The organism is Williamsia deligens (assembly GCF_024171765.1).
Taxonomy (GTDB): domain Bacteria; phylum Actinomycetota; class Actinomycetes; order Mycobacteriales; family Mycobacteriaceae; genus Williamsia_A; species Williamsia_A deligens.
The window spans coordinates 13481-31405 of sequence record NZ_JAMTCI010000005.1 but is presented as its reverse complement, the minus strand read 5'-3'; the positions used below and the strand labels follow the sequence as shown (position 1 = coordinate 31405).

Below are 17925 nucleotides of genomic sequence, written 5' to 3'. Positions count from 1 at the left end.
GATCGCATCCTGCAGCCCTGCCCGTCCACCCACAGGAGACGAAGTGCCCAGTCACGCCAGCTCGGTGATCACGAAAGTTCTCGTCGCGAACCGCGGTGAGATCGCTGTGCGCGTCATCCGCGCCGCTCGCGACGCCGGTCTCACGAGCGTGGCCGTCTACGCAGAGCCCGACGCCGACGCCCTCTTCGTCCAGCTCGCCGACGAGGCGTTCGCCCTCGGCGGTCAGACCTCGGGCGAGTCGTACCTGAACATCCCGAAGATCATCGACGCCGCGGAGAAGTCCGGCGCCGACGCGATCCACCCCGGCTACGGCTTCCTGTCGGAGAACGCCGAGTTCGCCCAGGCCGTCATCGACGCCGGGATCACCTGGATCGGCCCGTCCCCGCAGTCGATCCGCGACCTCGGCGACAAGGTCACCGCGCGGCACATCGCCCTCAAGGCGAACGCCCCGATGGCCCCCGGCACCAAGGATCCCGCCGCCAACGCCGACGAGGTCGTCGCGTTCGCGAAGGAACACGGTGTCCCCGTCGCGATCAAGGCAGCGTTCGGTGGCGGAGGCCGCGGCATGAAGGTCGCGTACACCCTCGAGGAGATCCCCGAGCTGTTCGAGTCCGCGACCCGCGAGGCCGTCGCCGCCTTCGGTCGCGGCGAGTGCTTCGTCGAGCGCTACCTCGACAAGGCGCGCCACGTCGAGGCACAGGTCATCGCCGACCAGCACGGCAACGTCGTCGTCGCCGGAACCCGTGACTGCTCGCTGCAGCGTCGGTTCCAGAAGCTCGTCGAGGAGGCCCCCGCGCCGTTCCTCACCACCGAGCAGCGCGAGAAGATCCACTCCTCGGCCAAGGCGATCTGTCGTGAGGCCGGGTACTACGGCGCCGGCACGGTCGAGTTCCTCGTCGGCAACGACGGTCTCGTCTCGTTCCTCGAGGTGAACACACGCCTGCAGGTGGAACACCCCGTCACCGAGGAGACCTCCGGTCTGGACCTCGTGCGCCAGCAGTTCCGCATCGCCGCGGGCCTGCCGCTGGAGATCACCGAGGACCCCACCCCGCGCGGACACTCCTTCGAGTTCCGCATCAACGGCGAGGACGCGGGCCGCAACTTCCTGCCCGCCCCCGGCCCGGTGACCGTCTACAAGGAGCCCACGGGCCCCGGCGTCCGCGTCGACTCCGGTGTCCGCGCCGGCGACGTCATCGGCGGCCAGTTCGACTCGATGCTCGCCAAGCTCATCGTCACCGGCGAGAACCGCGAGCAGGCACTCGAGCGGTCACGCCGCGCGCTGGCCGAGTTCGAGGTCGAGGGCCTCGCCACCGTCCTGCCGTTCCACCGCCACATCGTGTCGAACCCGGCGTTCATCGGCGACGAGAACGGCTTCGAGGTCTACACCAAGTGGATCGAGACCGACTGGGACAACCCGATCGAGCCCTACACCGGCGCGCAGCCCATCGAGGAGGACGACGCCGCCCCGCGGCAGACCGTCGTCGTCGAGGTCGGCGGGCGTCGCGTCGAGGTGTCGCTGCCGGGTGACCTGGCGTTGGCGAGCACCAACGGTGGCGGTGGCGGACACGCCGGCGCGCAGCGCAAGAAGCCGAAGTCGCGGACCCGCACCAAGGGCGGCAACGTGGCCGTCTCCGGCGACGCGATCGCTGCGCCGATGCAGGGCACGGTCGTCAAGGTCGCCGTCACCGAGGGCCAGGAGGTCAGCGCCGGCGAGCTCGTCGTCGTCCTCGAGGCGATGAAGATGGAGAACCCCGTGACCGCCCACAAGGACGGCGTCGTCACCGGGCTGTCGGTGGAGCCCGGTTCTGCTGTCACCCAGGGCACCGTCCTGCTCGAACTGAAGTGAGCCCCGACCGCGGTGCACACGACACCGCGGACCCGTCGGGGATGGACCCGGTCGAGATCAACGCGGGTGCCTGGTATCTGCGCGCGCTCCGCGACGACGAGCGGGTCACCGACGTCCCCGCGCTCGCGGCTCTCACCGACCCCGATGTCCTCGACGGCGACACACCGCAGGCCGCGGTCGTCCGCGCAGCCCAGGGATGGCACGACGGAACACGTCTCACGTGGGCCGTGTGCGTGCCGACGACCGGCGAGCTGATCGCCCTCGTCGTCCTGCTGCCGGACCCGTCGACGACCACCGCACGAATGGTCACGGGCGTCACCACGGTCGAGGGTGCCCACGACGCTCTCGCAGCGGCGACCGCCGCCGTCGGACGTTTCGCCGACGGCGCGCTCGGGCTGACCGTGGTCGAGTAGAGTTTCGCCGGGTCGATCGGAACCGGTGTGCTCACGACACCGGTGCCGCGGGGGCGGTTTTCGCGACAGTTAGGGACGACAGTGCTCACTTCCATCACCCCCTCCGGCGGGCGTACGCGCCGACGGCGCACCGCGCGGGTGGCCCTCGTCGCCGGCGCACTCCTGGCCGGCGTACTGACCCCGACCGCGGTCGCGAGCGCCGATCCCGGACTGCCCGCACCCGGCGCCCGGTCCGCCGACGGCTCCGAGCTGGTGAATGTCACGCGCGTCGACGCCCGACGACTCGACATCACCGTGCACTCGGCCGCGATGAACCGCGACGTCCCGTTGTCGGTGATCCTCCCGCGCGACCGCAGCAAGCCCCGGCCCGTCTTCTACCTCCTCAACGGCGCCGGCGGCGGTGAGGACGCCGCGACGTGGCAGCGCCAGACCGACGTCGTGCAGTTCTTCGCCGACAAGGACGTCACGGTGGTGACCCCCAACTCCGGTGCGTTCACCTATTACACGGACTGGCAGCGCGACGACCCGGTGCTCGGCCGCAACAAGTGGTCGACGTTCCTCGGCACCGAGCTGCCGCCCATCGTCGACAAGGCCCTGAACGGGTCCGGCAAGAACGCCGTCGCCGGCATCTCGTCCTCGGGGACGTCCGTGCTGAACCTCGGGATCGAGCACCCCGGCGTGTACAAGGCCGTCGGTGCCTACAGCGGCTGCGCGTCGACCGCAGGTCCCGCCGGTCAGACCTATGTGCGCCTGGTCGTCTCGTCGCGCGGGGGCGCGAACCCCGAGAACATGTGGGGCCCCTACAACGGCCCGGGGTGGCGCGACCACGACGCCATCATCAACGCGGCGCGCCTGCGCGGTATGAGCCTGTGGATCTCCAGCTCGTCGGGTCTGCCCGGGAAGTACGACAACCCGCAGTCGATCCAGCCCGGCACCAGCCTCGACCAGCAGATCATCCTCGGTGGGCCGATCGAGGCCGCGGTCAACCAGTGCACCCATCAGCTGGCCGACCGTCTGAACGCGCTGAAGATCCCGTTCACGGGCGACTTCCCGCCCCAGGGCACGCACTCCTGGCTCTACTGGCAGGACCAGCTGCACCGGTCCTGGCCGCAGATCGGGCGCGCCATCGGCGCCTGAGCGGCTCCCACCGCAACCCGCCGACCGTGCACAAACTTCCCGCCGAGCGTGCACCAGATCCCGCCGACCGTGCCGTAGATCGCGTCGACCGTGCGGCCCACGGGATCGAGTGCACGATCGCGTGTATCTGATGCACGCTCGACGAACGACAAACGGCGCCCGGTCCCCTCTCGGGGGGGCCGGGCGCCGTCGTCGTGGTCGGGTGGGTCAACCCGCGAGCAGACCCTTCGCCACGTGGGTCACCTGGATCTCGTTGCTGCCGGCGTAGATCATGAGCGACTTGGCGTCACGGGCGAGCTGCTCGACGCGGTACTCGGCCATGTAGCCGTTGCCGCCGAACAGCTGCACCGCCTCCATCGCGACGTCGGTGGCGGCCTTCGACGAGTACAGCTTCATCGCCGACGCCTCGGCCAGGGAGATCGACTTGCGGTCCTTGCCGCGCTCGAGCGCGCTGAAGATCATGTTCTGCACGTTGATCCGCGCGATCTCCATCTCGGCGAGCTTGAGCTGGATCAGCTGGAACTGCCCGATGTTCTTGCCCCACAGGGTGCGGTTGCGCGCGTAGTCGACCGAGAGCCGCAGACATTCGTTGATGATCCCGAGCGACAGCGCCGCGATCCCGACGCGCTCCATGGTGAAGCCGGCCTTGGCGCCCTCGCCGCCGCGGGTGTCCGCGCCGGTGTCCTCGGTCTCGCCGAGCAGGCGGTCCGGCGAGACGCGCACGTTGTCGAAGAACAGCTCACCGGTGGGCGAGCTCATCATGCCCATCTTCTTGAACGGCTTGCCCTGCGTCAGGCCCTCCATGCCCTTGTCGAGCACGAACGACAGGACCTTGCGGTCACGGATCGGCGTCCCGTCGCCCTCGTCGAGCTTGGCGAAGACGACGATGGTGTCGGCGTAGGGACCGTTGGTGATGAACGTCTTCTGGCCCTTGAGGATGTAGTCGTCGCCGTCACGCTTGACCGTCGTCTTCATGCCGCCGAGCGCGTCGGATCCCGAATCGGGCTCGGTGATGGCCCAGGCGCCGATCTTCTCCAGGGTCACGAGCTCCGGGAGCCAGCGCTTCTTCTGCGCCAGCGTGCCCTTCGAGCGGATGGTGCCGACGGTCAACTGGCAGACGCCCAACGACGCGATGATGCCGAGGCTGACGCCCGCGAGCTCGGTGTTGAGCAGCATGAAGGTGCTGTCGCCCATCCCGCCGCTGACCGCACCGGGCTTGGCCTCCCCGGTCGCCTCCGACTCGAGTTCCTTCTCCAGACCCTCGCGGGCCATCTGGTCCACGCCGAAGGTGGTGTACAGCTTGCGCGCGATGTCGTAGGGCGGCAGCACGCCGGTCTCGAGCTCGTCGAGGTGCGGACGCACCTCCTTGTCGATGAAGCCCCGCAGTGCATCGCGGATCATCAGATCCTCGTCGGACCACTCGTACATCTGTCGCCTCCAGCACATCCGTGATGAAACTGAATTGTGTTTCAGTTCCGCTGCGGCAACGATGTCATCCGTCGATGGAAATGTCCACCGCCCACGTGGTCGCGGGGGTGATGTCGACGCCGAGGAAGTCCGCGGCGCCGAGCCCGCGGTGCGCGACGACAGCCGCCTGGACGACCGGTTTCGCGGCGACGACGACCACAGGGCCGCCGGCGAGAGTCCGCAGTGCGGAACGGATGCGACCGAGGAAGTCGACGACCGACTCCCCTCCGTGTGGGGTGGCACGGGGGTCGGCGAACCAGGCGCCGAGGTCGGAGATGTCGATCTCCTCGGGCCGCCGGCCTGTCCACGACCCCAGATCGATGCTGCGCAGGGAGTCGACGACGACAACGCGCTCGGCGAGTGTCGCGGCGGTCTCGACGACAGAACGCTCCGGGCCCGCGACAGCGTCGGCGAACCGGCAGTCCAGGGCGGTGACGTCCCGCCGACCGCGGGAGTCGAGCGGCGAGCCCTCGCCGCCGAAGCGCAGATCCCGGTTCGGACCGGTCCGCCCCGCGGCGACGAGGGTCAGCCTCAGCGGTCGACCCCGGCCGATCCCACCCCGGCGGATCCCACGGCGTCGGCGGGGACGGGGTCGGTCCTGCGACCCAGCCGGGTGAGGACGACGGCGAAGACCACGCCGAGGACCGTCCACAGGATCATCTGGTTCGCCAGGGAGAGGAACCGGAAGTCGCCGACGACGTCACCGGGAAACCCCGGGAAGACGATCACCCCGTCCGGCGAGCGCAGCGCGGTCGGGACCTCGTCGAAGCCCGGCAGCAGCGCCATCGCCACGCCGACCACCGCGAGATAGCCGGCAGCCGACACGATCAGCGCGTAGAGCCCACCGATGCGCGGCAGCAACCAGAAGGCGAGCACCACGGCCGCGATCGCGACGATGACCGACACGAGGGTCATCGTGAGGTAGGAGCCACTGCGGGACCCGATGGTGTCGTCGTTGCCGACGGCGGGCGGGTTGGCGGGGTACTTCCCGAACGGCACCAGGTACACCGCAACGAACCCGCCGAGGGCGAGCAGCCCCGCGACGACGCGCGGGTCCACGAGCGGGTACCGGCGCCCCACGTAGGCCCAGAGCACCGTGAACACGACCGCGAAGACGGCACCCATGGCGAGGCCGAAGACGACCGAACCGACACCGGCGCCGATGTTCTCCTGGACCGACCGGGTGAAGACCTCACCGTGCTCGTGGGCGCCGTGCTCCCCGGCGAGCATCTCCTCGGCCGCGCTGCGGCCGGACTCGTAGTCGATGGCCTTGCCCACCTGCGGCTCGATGAACACGCGGGCGAAGACGAACGCGAACAACCCGGCGACGAGACCCGAGAGCAGGCCGGCGCCGATGAACTTCTTCTCCATGACCTGCCCCGCTCAGTGGCAGGGGAAGCCGAGGAAGTGACGGGCGTCGTGCACGAACTCGTGCACGTGGGTGTCGGCGCCGAACACCGACACCGCGCCCTGGTCGTACCCGAGGAAGTAGTAGGCCAGCGCGGCGACCGCCGTGGTGGCGGTGAGCCAGAGCGCCGTCTCCATCAGGGTGACGTCGGGGGTGTCGAGGGCGAGTGCGCCGGCACGCCGTGCCGGTGATGCGGTCGCCATGGATGACATGGTCATGGGAGATCTCCTCTCGTGGGATGACGCGTCCCACGTGATGCGGATGGGATACCGCGGCGGTGGCAACCTGACTCGACCCACGTCTGCGGGCCTCACAGTGGCGCGACCGTCCCGGATTCCCACCGGATTCCCCAGCCGCCTCGGCTGTGGGGGACTCTAGATGTCGGATTCGACGCGGGCAACAGACCCCGCCGCCACCGTGACAGCGGGAGTGAACGGCCGTCGTCGTCGAAGGATGTCGGACCCGGCGTGGATGATGGTCCGATGAGCTCGACCACCCTCGACGTGCTGAATCGTTTCAGCGCGCCGACCCGCGAGTGGTTCACCGGGGCGTTCCGTGCACCCACCGCCGCGCAGCTGGGCGCCTGGACGTCCATCGCCGACGGTCAGAACACCCTCGTCGTCGCGCCGACCGGGTCGGGCAAGACGCTCTCGGCGTTCCTCTGGGCGCTTGACCGGCTGGCCCGCGAACCGCACGACGGGCACACCACCTCGGTCCTCTACATCTCTCCTCTCAAGGCGCTCGCGGTCGACGTCGAACGCAACCTGCGCGCGCCGCTCGCGGGTCTGCAGCGCTCGGCCGCGGCGCTCGGTGTCCCCGCACCCGACATCACCGTCGGCGTGCGCTCGGGTGACACCCCGGCCAACCAGCGTCGGCAATTGCTGCGGACGCCGCCGGACATCCTCATCACGACACCCGAGTCGCTGTTCCTCATGTTGACGTCGTCGGCGCGCGAGACCCTGCGCGACGTCCACACGGTCATCGTCGACGAGGTCCACGCTGTCGCCGCCACGAAGCGGGGTACCCATCTCGCGCTATCGCTGGAACGCCTCGACGCCCTGCTCGAGCGGCCGGCCCAGCGCATCGGCCTCTCGGCGACGGTGCGTCCGCCCGAACGTGTGGCCCAGTTCCTGGCCGGGTCGGCGCCGTGCACGGTGGTCAACCCTCCCGCCGACAAGACCTTCGACCTGACCGTCGACGTCCCCGTGCCCGACATGGCCAACATCCCCCCGCCGCCCGACGTCGACGAACTCGACGACGAGCTGACCCCCACCGCGGGCTCACTGTGGCCCTTCGTCGAGAACGGCATCGTCGACCTCGTCGAGAAGAACCGGTCGACGATCGTGTTCACCAACTCGCGCCGCCTCGCCGAGCGACTCACCGCGCGACTCAACGAGATCCACGCCGAGCGCTCCGGGGTCGACCTCGACGCAGAAGGATCGGGCACAGCAGGAAACGACGCCGTCCCCGGGGGAGCACCCGCCTACGTCATGGGCGGCGGCGCGAGTCAGGGCGCACCGCCCGTCCTCGCCCGCGCCCACCACGGATCGGTGAGCAAGGAGCAGCGGGCCCTCATCGAGGACGACCTCAAGGCCGGCCGCCTGCGATGTGTGGTGGCCACGAGCTCACTGGAGCTCGGGATCGACATGGGCGCCGTCGATCTCGTCGTCCAGGTCGAGACACCGCCGTCGGTCGCGGGCGGTCTGCAGCGCATCGGCCGCGCGGGCCACCAGGTCGGCGAGATCAGCCGGGGCGTGGTGTTCCCCAAGCACCGCGCGGACCTGATCCACGCGACGGTCGCCGTGCGCCGGATGCGCGACGGTCTCATCGAGGAGATCGCGGTCCCCACCAACCCGCTCGACATCCTGGCGCAGCACACCGTCGCCGCGAGCGCCGTCGACGACCTCGACGTCGGCCAGTGGTTCGAGACGGTCCGCCGCGCCGCGCCGTATGCGACCCTGCCGTGGTCGGTGTACGAGGCGACCCTCGACCTGCTCTCCGGGCGCTATCCCTCCGACGAGTTCGCCGAACTGCGCCCCCGCGTCGTCTGGGACCGGGATGCCGGCACGATCGTCGGCCGTCCCGGCGCACAGCGTCTCGCCGTCACCTCCGGTGGCTCCATCCCGGACCGCGGCATGTTCAGCGTGTTCATGGTCGGCGAGAAGGGCACGCGCGTCGGCGAACTCGACGAGGAGATGGTCTACGAGTCCCGCGTCGGCGACGTGTTCGCCCTCGGTGCGTCGAGCTGGCGCATCGAGGACATCACCCACGACCGTGTGCTGGTCTCCCCCGCTGCGGGCATACCGGGACGGCTGCCGTTCTGGATCGGTGACGCCATCGGGCGTCCCAGCGAACTCGGACAGGCCATCGGGGCGTTCATCGGTGAGGTCGGCGACGCGATCACCCGCGGCGACACCGTCACCCTTGCCGCGTCCACCGAACACCTCGGCCTCACCGCCTTCGCCCGCGACAACCTGGTCTCGCTGATCGCCGAGCAGCGCGACGCGACCGGACACCTCCCCACAGACCGGACCCTGGTGCTCGAACGGTTCCGCGACGAGCTCGGCGACTGGCGTCTGGTGCTGCACTCCCCCTACGGCCTGCGCGTCCACGCGCCGTGGGCGTCGGCGATCGGCGCGCGTCTGCGTGATCGCGTCGGTGTCGACGGGGCGGTCACCGCCTCCGACGACGGCATCATCATCCGTCTGCCCGACACCGACGACGAGCCGCCCGGCGCGTCGATCGTCACGCTCGACGCCGACGAGATCGAGGACATCGTCACCGACGAGCTCGGCGGATCGGCGTTGTTCGCCAGCCGGTTCCGCGAGTGCGCGGCGCGCGCGCTGCTGCTGCCCCGGCGGAACCCGGGCAAGCGGGCACCGCTGTGGCAGCAGCGTCAGCGCAGCGCCCAGCTGCTGCAGGTCGCGTCCCGACACCCGCAGTTCCCGATCATCCTCGAGACGCTGCGGGAGTGCCTGCAGGACGTCTACGACCTCCCCGCCCTCATCGACCTGCTCCGCTCCATCTCGAGCCGCAAGGTCCGCGTCGTCGAGGTCGGCACCGACAGCCCGTCACCGTTCGCCGCCTCGATGCTGTTCGGGTACGTAGGCGCGTTCATGTACGAGGACGACGCCCCGCTCGCCGAACGGCGCGCTGCGGCATTGTCTCTCGACACCGCCCTGCTGTCGCAACTCCTCGGTCGGATCGACCTGCGGGAGTTGCTGGACCCGGCGGTCATCACCGACGTCGAGGCGCGACTGCAACGCACCCACCCCGACCGCCGCGCGCACGACGCCGAGGGCATCGCGGACCTGCTGCGGTGGCTCGGGCCCCTCACCGACGCCGAGGTCGCCGACCGCTTCGAGGTCCGCGATCCCGACCCCGCCGGCGACGGCAGTTCCGCGGCCGCCGTCCGACCGCTGCTCGAACACCTGCACGTGACGGGCCGGATCATCACCGTCAACCACGGCGGCCGGGTGCTGTGGGCCGGCGTCGAGGACACCTCCCGCCTCCGCGACGCCCTGGGGATCCCCGCGCCGCTGGGTGTACCGGCCGCGTTCACCGAGCCCGTCGACGACCCCGTCGGCGACCTGGTCGGTCGATTCGCCCGCACGCACGGCCCGTTCACGGCGCAGCAGGTCACCGAGTCGCTCGGCCTGGCACCCGCGGTGGTGCGGGACACCCTCGCCCGTCTCGCCGCCGAGCGCCGCGTGGTCGAGGGCGACTTCCGCACCGACCTCCCGACCGCCGGAGCCGACACACGCCAGTGGTGCAACAGCGAGGTGCTCTCCCAGATCCGTCGAGCGTCGCTCGCGGCGAGCCGTGCGGAGATCGCCCCGGTGCCCACGGAGTCGTTCACGCGGTTCCTGCTCGACTGGCAGCACGTGACCGGCACGGACCGGTCGCGGCTGCGCGGTGTCGACGGCGTCGCAGCTGTCGTGGACCAGTTGGCGGGGGTGCCGATGCCCGCGTCGTCCTGGGAGTCGATCGTGCTGCCGTCCCGCGTGGTGGACTACCGACCGGCCATGCTCGACGAACTCGTCGCGTCCGGGGAGGTGGTGTGGTCGGGGCACGGGGCCCTCGGCGCGTCCGACGGATGGATCGCCCTGCACCCGGCCGATCTCGCACCGCTGACCGTCGGGGAGCCCGGCGCCCTCGACGCCACGGCGGTCCACGAGGGCATCCTCGACCGTCTCGCGGCGGGCGGTGCGTATCAGTTCCGTCAGCTGACCGCCGCACCGCAGGAACCGGTCGACGGCAGCCCCCGACCGTCCGACGAGGACCTCGAACGCGCACTGTGGGACCTGGTGTGGACAGGACGGGTCGGCAACGACTCCTTCGCCCCCGTCCGGGCTCTCATCGGCCGCCGCACGGGCGGCCCGCGTGGGACACCCGCACACCGGCAACGTGCGCGGCCACCCCGCCTGCGGGCGCACCGACTGTCGACGCGGTATCTCGCCGAGAACCAGGCCGTCACCCGCGCCGCACCACCCACGGTGACCGGCCGCTGGTTCGCCTTCGACGCGCGTGTCACCGACCCCACCGTGCAGACCCACGGCCTCTGCGAACAGCTGCTGGAACGCCACGGTGTCGTCACCAAGGGTGCCGTGATGAGCGAGGAGATCGAGGGGGGCTTCGCCCGGATCTACCGCGGGCTGTCGGGATTCGAGGACAGCGGCAAGGTGCGCCGCGGCTACTTCGTCGACGGTCTCGGCGGCGCGCAGTTCGCCGCGGTGTCCACCGTCGACGCGCTGCGGGAACACGCCGGTGACGTCACGGACGGCCCGTCGTCGGACCCGGATGCGCGCGGTGTGGTGCTCGCGTCGTGCGATCCCGCGAACCCCTACGGCGCGACGCTGCCCTGGCCGGAGACCGAGGGACACCGGCCCGGACGCAAGCCGGGCGCCCTGGTGGTGTTGGTGGACGGCAGACTTGCGCTCTTCGTCGAACGCGGCGGCAAGACGATCCTCACCTTCGGCGACGACGACCTCCCGGCCGCGGCGACGGCGCTGGCGGCCGCGGTGACCGGTGGTCGCGTCGAACGCCTGCAGATCGAGAAGGTCGACGGGGACGGGGTCCTCAACACCCCCGTCGCCACGGTGTTCACCGAGGCCGGTTTCACCGCGACGCCGCGCGGGATCCGTATGCGGCACATGGCCCGCTGACGTGCCCGAAGGTGACACCGCGTACCAGGCGGCGACGGCGATCGGCCGCGCCTTCACCGGGAACACGCTGACCTCCAGCCAGTTCCGCGTCCCCCGGTACGCGACCGTCGACCTCGCCGGACGCACCGTCCTCGCGTCGCGGTCGATCGGCAAACACGTCGTCGTCGACGTCGGTGACGACTGGGCGATCCACTCGCACATGAAGATGGAGGGTGTGTGGCGGGTCCATCCCATCGGCACCCGCTGGACGAAGCCCGCGTTCACCGCCCGCCTGGTGTTGCGCACCGCCACGCACGAGGCCGTCGGGTTCGACCTCGGCGTCTGCGAGATGCTGCGGCACCCCGACGAGGCGCTGGCGTACCTCGGACCGGACCTGCTCGGCCCGACCTGGGATGCGCAGACCGCTGTCGCGAACCTCGGACGGGACCCCGCCCGGCCGATCGGACTCGCCCTGCTCGACCAGCACCTGATGGCCGGGGTGGGCAACGTCTACCGGTGCGAGGTCTGCTTCCTGCGCGGCGTGCACCCGCACACCCCCGCCGGGGACGTCGACCTGCCCGCCATGGTCGACCTCTGCCGCCGGCTGCTCCTGGCCAACCGGGCGCGTGTCCGCACCACCACCGGTCAGACCCGTGCGCGCAGGTACTGGGTGTACGGGCGCGGCGGTCGGCCGTGCATGCGCTGCGGCACCGCGATCGAGCGCGGGTTCATGGGTACCCCCGACACGACAGAGGAGCGGGTCCTGTACCACTGTCCGCGCTGTCAGCCCGCGCCCGCCGGGCTGTCGTTACCCTCGAGCCCATGACTGCTGCGTCCCCCGCACACCCCGCCCAGCGCTGGAGCCCGGAACGCCTCGGCGACCGCACGGGTCAGCGGATCATCGTCACCGGAGCCACGAACGGCGTCGGGTTCGCGACCGCACGCGCCCTCGCCCGCGCGGGTGCGCACGTGATCCTCGCGGTGCGCGACACCGACCGCGGCGCACAGCGTGCCCGCGAGATCGGCGGCTCGACGGAGGTGTCCCGGCTCGATCTCGCGGACCTGTCGTCGGTGCGCGCCTTCGCCGACCGCGTCACCGAACCCGTCGACGTGCTCGTCAACAACGCCGGGGTGGTGCTGGTCTCGCGGCGGGACACCGTGGACGGTTTCGAGGCGACCATCGGGACCAACTTCCTCGGACCGTTCGCCCTGACCAACCTCCTCGCGGACCGGATCACCCAGGCGGTCGTCATCGTGGGGTCCGACGCGCACCGCATGACCTCGCTGCGTCTCGACGACCTCGACCTGCGCAGCGGATGGAACGCCCAGCGTGCCTACGCACAGTCCAAGTTGGCCGACATGCTGTGGGGTCTCGAGCTCGACCGGCGCCTGCGGGAGGCCGGGTCGCCGGTCTCGGTGACGATCACCCACCCGGGGTGGGTGCGGTCGAACCTGTCGTCCGTCGGAGACGGGCCGATCGCGAAGGTCGCGCACACGGTGGTGTCCACCGTCGGGAAGTTCTTCGCCAACGACATCGACGCGGGCGCCGCACCGACCCTGTACGCGCTCACCGAGCCGCTGCCGTCGGGCAGCTTCGTCGGCGTCGAGGGCCGGTTCGGTCTGAAGGGCGCGCCGGCGCTCGCGGGCCGGACCGCCGAGGCGTCGAACCATGACCTCGCCGCAGCACTCTGGGACGTCGCCGAACGCCGCACCGGCACCCACTGGCCCCTCTGACGCACCGGTCCCCTCGCTCCGGTCGCCGGGTGACGGGCGCCGCTCACTCGGGGACGGGCACGGGCTCCAGGATCTCCGGGCGGGATTCCGGCGCCGCCGCGCGCAGGGCGTCGGCGGAGGCGTCGTCGGAGTGGCGCTGCGACTCGACCTCGGCCTCGACGCGGCGACGGTAGGTCTCGACCTCGAAATCGACCGTCGCGGTGGACCATCCGAGGATGGGCGCGACGATCTCGGCGACCTCGCGCGCGCAGTCGACGCCGCGATGGGCGTATTCGATCGAGATGCGGGTCCTGCGGGCGAGCAGGTCCTCGAGGTGCAGCGCACCCTCGCACCGGGCCGCGTAATCGATCTCGACGCGGAGGTATTGCGGTGCCGCCGACAGCGGCTGCAGCAGACCGGGGTCGTCGCCGACGGGGGCGAGCACCTCGTCGATGAGGGATCCGTAGCGGTTCAGCAGCCGCCGGAGTCGGTACGGGTGCAGCCCGTAGCGGGCGCCGAGGTGATCGCACTGGTTGACCAGCGCGAAGTAGCCCTCCGCGCCGATCAGCGGGACCCGTTCGGTGATGGAGTCGGCCACGCGGGTGGGGATGAAGTCGGCACAGGCGTCGACGGCGTCCGCAGCCATGACGCGGTACGTCGTGTACTTCCCGCCGGCGATGGACACCAGACCCGGGGACGGGGACGCCACGGCGTGCTCGCGCGACAGCTTCGACGTCTCGTCGCTCTCCCCAGCCAGCAGCGGCCGCAACCCGGCGTAGACGCCCTCGATGTCGTCGTGGGTGAGCGGGGTCTTCAGGACATCGTTGACCCGCTCGAGGATGTAGTCGATGTCGGCGCGGGTCGCCGCGGGATGCGCGAGGTCGAGGTTCCAGTCGGTGTCGGTGGTGCCGATGATCCAGTGGGTCTCCCACGGGATGACGAAGAGGACGGAACTCGGAGTGCGCAGGATGATCGCCGTCTCGCTGACGATGCGGTCGCGGGGAACCACGATGTGCACGCCCTTCGACGCGCGGACACGGAACCGCCCGCGCTCCTTGGACAGCGCCTGCACCTCGTCGGTCCACACGCCGGCCGCGTTGATCACGCAGTGCGCGCGGATCTCGGTCTCGGCACCGTTCTCGGTGTCCCGGACGCGGACGCCGCTCACCCGGTCGGCCTCGCGCAGGAACGAGACGACCTGCGTCGAGAGTCGTACCACTGCACCGTAGTTCGCCGCCGTGCGGGCGACCGTGAGGCTGTGGCGGGCGTCGTCGACCACGGTGTCGTAGTAGCGGATGCCCCCGGTCAGTGCCGACCGCTTCAACGCCGGTGCCACGCGCAGCGCACCTGAGCGTGTGACGTGGTGCTGCCCGGGCAGGCTGCGTGCACCGCCGAGGGTGTCGTAGAGGAAGAGTCCGGCGGCGACGTAGGGGCGTTCCCACACGCGATGGGTCAGGGGGTACAGGAACGGCAGCGGCTTGACGAGATGGGGCGCGAGCGTCCGCAGCGACAGCTCACGTTCGTGCAGGGCCTCGCGGACGAGCCCGAACTCCAGCTGTTCGAGGTAGCGCAGGCCGCCGTGGAACATCTTCGACGACCGACTCGACGTGCCCGACGCGATGTCGCGGGCCTCCACCAGCGCGACGCGCAGACCGCGGGTGGCGGCGTCGAGCGCTGCGCCCGCCCCGACGACCCCCGCGCCCACGACGACGACGTCGAACTTCTCCTCCGTGAGGCGCCGCCACGCATCGTCGCGCTGGCCGGGAGTCAGATCGGCGGGGCGGTCCCCGGCTGCGGAGGCGGTGGAGGGGAGGTCGGTCATGATCGCGGGGATCCTCACACGAGACGGTGGGTCAGGCACCCGATGTTACCCGCCGGTAGCCGGCCGACGGCCACACTCGCGCTGCCCGGCGCTCCGAGTGGGTCACGACGTTGTCCTATTTGATGGGACCGCAGTTTCGTTGGGTGGGAACGGCGGTTAGGCTCCATCCCACGGGCGACCCCCGCTGTCCTCGGTGACCACCAGCATCACCGCACCGACACCTCGGGAGTCCTCATGCCCCACACCTCGTCCACCGTCCCCCTCACCCCGGTCCCCTCGGCTGCCGCGCGGTCCATCCGCAGTTCGGCGATCCGCGATCTCCTCGCCGTCACCGCTCGCCCGGACATCCTCGGCCTCGCCGGCGGGCTCCCCGCCACCGAACTCATCCCCGCCGAGCGGATAGCGCGGGAGGTCGCCGCCGCGCTCGGCGATCCCGAGACGTTGCAGTACACGCTGAGCGCGGGGACGGTGGGCGCCCGGACCGCGGTGGCCGCCTACGAGGGCGTCGCGCCGGACGACGTGCTGGTCACGCACGGGTCGCAGCAGGCCCTGTCGTTGCTGGCCACCGCTCTCGTCGATCCCGGCGACGTGGTCGTCGTCGACGATCCCGTCTACGTCGGTGCCCGACAGGCCTTCGAGGCCGTCCGCGCCGACATCCGAGGCCTCCCCCTGACCCCGGGCGGCATCGACACCGAACTGCTCGAGCGGTGGTGTCGCGACGGTCTGCGCCCGCGGGTCGTCCACACGGTGGCGACCTTCCACAACCCCGGCGGCGTCACCGCCGACGACGACCGGCGATCGCATCTGGCCCGGCTCGCCGACACCTACGGCTTCTGGGTCGTCGACGACAACCCCTACGGCCGTCTCCGCTTCCGCGGTACCGATCCCGGCCCGATCCGGCGACACGGCGGCCGCGTCATCTCTCTCGGCTCGGCGTCGAAGATCCTCGCCCCGGCCCTGCGTGTCGGCTGGTTGCTCGCGCCCCCGGAGGTGGTCGCGACGGTGGAACGGGTGCGACAGTCCGCCGACCTGTGCGGGTCCTCGCTGACCCAGTCCGTGACCGCCGCGCTGCTCGACGACACCGCATGGCTCGACGCCCACGTCGACGGGCTGTGCCGCGCATACGGTGACCGCGCCGAGGCCCTTGTCGGCGCACTGCGGACCGAACTGCCCGACGATGCCGAGATCACACGCCCCGACGGCGGGATGTTCAGCTGGGTTCGCGTGCCCGGTCTGGACGCGACCGCCTGCCTGACCGTCGCGGCGCGGGAGGGCGTCGCCTTCGTCCCCGGACCGGCGTTCGCCGTCGAGCGCGACCTGTCGGACTGCCTGCGTGTCAGCTACGCGACGCTGCGCCCCGACGACCTGCGGATCGCCGCGTCACGGTTGGGCCGGGCGGTTGCGATCAGTCGAGGTCGTCGTGCCGGATGAGCTGACGGGCGGCCTCGGTGACCGACCCGGTGAGTGACGGGTAGACCGAGAAGGTCTGCGCGAGATCGTTCACCGGCAGCTTGTTCTGCACGGCCAGCGCGATCGGCAGGATCAGCTCGGAGGCGTTGGGCGCGACGACCACACCGCCGATGACCACGCCGGTGGCGGGACGGCAGAAGATCTTCACGAAGCCGCGTCGCAACCCGCTCATCTTGGCGCGCGGGTTGGTCGCCAACGGCAGCATGACCGTGCGCGCCGGGTACTCGCCGTCGTCGATGGCCTGCTGGCTGACACCGACGGTCGCGATCTCGGGCCGCGTGAAGATGGCCGAGGCGACCGTCTTCAACTTGATCGGCGCGACACCCTCACCGAGCGAGTGGTACATCGCGATGCGACCCTGCATGGCCGCGACCGAGGCCAGCGGCAGCAGTCCGGTGCAGTCGCCGGCTGCGTAGACGCCCGGCGCCGACGTGCGGGAGACGCGGTCGACGGAGATGTAGCCGCCCGGCGACAACTCGATGCCGACCTTGTCCAGATCCAGGTGCGACGTGTTCGGCACCGACCCCACAGTCATGAGTGCGTGCGAACCGGTGACCACACGGCCGTCGGACAGATGCACCTCGATGCCCTCGCCGTCGGGGCCCGAGACGCGCTTCACGGCGTCCGCGCGGGCGTGCTTGACCAGCTCGACGCCGCGTTCCGCGAGCACCTCCTCGAGGACCAGGGCGGCGTCCTCGTCCTCCCCGGGCAACACGCGGTCGCGGCTGGACACCAACGTCACCTGCACACCGAGCTCGGTGTAGGCGTGGACGAACTCCGCGCCGGTGACACCCGACCCGATCACCACGAGATGCTCGGGCAGGTCGTCGAGGTCGTAGAGCTGCCGCCAGGTGAGGATGCGTTCGCCGTCGGGCTGCGCCGAGGGCAGCACCCGGGGCGACGCGCCGGTGGCGATGAGGACCACGTCCGCGAGCAGGGTCTCCTCCGGGGCGTCGGCGATGACCTGACCCCGGGCGTCGGTCGGCGACACGATCACGCTGTGGGTCGACAGTCCGGTCTCCGCGTCGGCGAGGCGACCGCGGCCCGCGACGATGCTGACACCCTCGCTGACCAGCCGTGACCGGATGTCGGCGGACTGCGCGAACGCCAGGTCGCGGACACGCTGGTGGATCTGCGGCAGCGACACCGACGCGTCGTCGTGGCGGAGGTTGATCCCCAGGTCCACGGCGCGCCGCACCTCGGTGCGGATCCCGGTCGAGGCGATGAAGGTCTTCGACGGGACACAGTCCCAGAGGACGCACGCACCGCCGACACCGTCGGAGTCGACGACGGTGACATCGGCCCCGTAGGCCGCTCCTGCCAGGGCTGCCTCGTAGCCGGCGGGGCCGCCTCCGATGATCACGATCCTCGTCACGCGTACCTCACCGTCACCTGTGATCCACTCCGTCCTCGCACGCCCCCGGGTTGCCCCCGTCGTGATCGAAACTAGTCGATCCGGACTCCCGCCGCCGACCGCCCCGTATCGCGACCGCCGACGACCATCT

Annotated in this window: 13 protein-coding genes and 1 riboswitch; of the genes, 7 read left to right on the top strand and 6 right to left on the bottom strand. The window is 70.9% G+C overall.

Going from position 1 to position 17925, the window contains the following annotated elements; translation table 11 throughout:
- Positions 1-43: 43 nt before the first annotated feature.
- From LX14_RS19745 to LX14_RS19735, 3 genes are all read left to right on the top strand, one after another.
- Positions 44-1846: an acetyl/propionyl/methylcrotonyl-CoA carboxylase subunit alpha gene (locus LX14_RS19745; protein ID WP_253649091.1), complete on the top strand. Its 1803-nt coding sequence runs from the start codon at positions 44-46 to the stop codon at positions 1844-1846.
- A 41-nt stretch (positions 1847-1887) separates the two neighbouring features.
- Positions 1888-2259: a GNAT family N-acetyltransferase gene (locus tag LX14_RS19740; protein ID WP_253649194.1), complete on the top strand. Its 372-nt coding sequence runs from the start codon at positions 1888-1890 to the stop codon at positions 2257-2259.
- A gap of 81 nt (positions 2260-2340) precedes the next feature.
- Positions 2341-3396, top strand: a complete 1056-nt coding sequence (locus tag LX14_RS19735; protein WP_372505471.1) for an alpha/beta hydrolase — start codon at positions 2341-2343, stop codon at positions 3394-3396.
- A gap of 207 nt (positions 3397-3603) precedes the next feature.
- On the opposite strand, the gene LX14_RS19730 is transcribed toward LX14_RS19735, so the two are convergent.
- From LX14_RS19730 to LX14_RS19715, 4 genes are all read right to left on the bottom strand, one after another.
- The gene (locus LX14_RS19730) at positions 3604-4824 is read right to left on the bottom strand and encodes an acyl-CoA dehydrogenase family protein (protein ID WP_253649090.1); all 1221 of its coding nucleotides are present in this window, start codon (positions 4822-4824) and stop codon (positions 3604-3606) included.
- Between the two features lie 64 nt (positions 4825-4888).
- Positions 4889-5392 carry a histidine phosphatase family protein gene (locus LX14_RS19725; protein WP_301283991.1) on the bottom strand — a complete coding sequence of 168 codons (504 nt, stop codon included), beginning with the start codon at positions 5390-5392 and terminating at the stop codon, positions 4889-4891.
- 2 nt (positions 5393-5394) lie between these two features.
- Positions 5395-6234, bottom strand: coding sequence for a CbtA family protein (locus tag LX14_RS19720; protein WP_253649089.1), 840 nt, complete (start codon positions 6232-6234; stop codon positions 5395-5397).
- A 12-nt stretch (positions 6235-6246) separates the two neighbouring features.
- Positions 6247-6483 (bottom strand): CbtB domain-containing protein, encoded by a 237-nt coding sequence (locus LX14_RS19715; RefSeq protein ID WP_253649191.1) that lies wholly within the window; start codon positions 6481-6483, stop codon positions 6247-6249.
- A gap of 67 nt (positions 6484-6550) precedes the next feature.
- Positions 6551-6621: riboswitch (cobalamin riboswitch) on the bottom strand.
- 132 nt (positions 6622-6753) lie between these two features.
- On the opposite strand from LX14_RS19715, the gene LX14_RS19710 reads away from it, so the two are divergent.
- From LX14_RS19710 to LX14_RS19700, 3 genes are read left to right on the top strand one after another with little or no spacing between them, the layout of a single operon-like run.
- Entirely contained in the window at positions 6754-11436 is a 4683-nt protein-coding gene (locus LX14_RS19710; protein ID WP_253649088.1) for an ATP-dependent helicase, read from the top strand.
- Position 11437: 1 nt separating this feature from the next.
- Positions 11438-12241, top strand: a complete 804-nt coding sequence (locus LX14_RS19705; RefSeq protein WP_253649087.1) for a DNA-formamidopyrimidine glycosylase family protein — start codon at positions 11438-11440, stop codon at positions 12239-12241.
- Positions 12238-13149, top strand: coding sequence for an SDR family NAD(P)-dependent oxidoreductase (locus LX14_RS19700; RefSeq protein ID WP_253649086.1), 912 nt, complete (start codon positions 12238-12240; stop codon positions 13147-13149). The genes LX14_RS19705 and LX14_RS19700 overlap by 4 nt, the downstream gene beginning before the upstream one ends.
- 43 nt (positions 13150-13192) lie before the next feature.
- Here LX14_RS19700 and glpD read toward each other — a convergent pair whose 3' ends face one another.
- Positions 13193-14950 (bottom strand): glycerol-3-phosphate dehydrogenase, encoded by a 1758-nt coding sequence (gene glpD / locus LX14_RS19695; RefSeq protein ID WP_253649085.1) that lies wholly within the window; start codon positions 14948-14950, stop codon positions 13193-13195.
- A gap of 234 nt (positions 14951-15184) precedes the next feature.
- Between glpD and LX14_RS19690 the strand changes: the two genes are divergently transcribed.
- Positions 15185-16381, top strand: coding sequence for an aminotransferase-like domain-containing protein (locus LX14_RS19690; protein WP_253649084.1), 1197 nt, complete (start codon positions 15185-15187; stop codon positions 16379-16381).
- On the opposite strand, the gene LX14_RS19685 is transcribed toward LX14_RS19690, so the two are convergent.
- Entirely contained in the window at positions 16356-17795 is a 1440-nt protein-coding gene (locus tag LX14_RS19685) for an NAD(P)H-quinone dehydrogenase (RefSeq protein WP_253649083.1), read from the bottom strand. The two genes, LX14_RS19690 and LX14_RS19685, sit on opposite strands and share 26 nt — an antisense overlap.
- Positions 17796-17925: the final 130 nt, after the last annotated feature.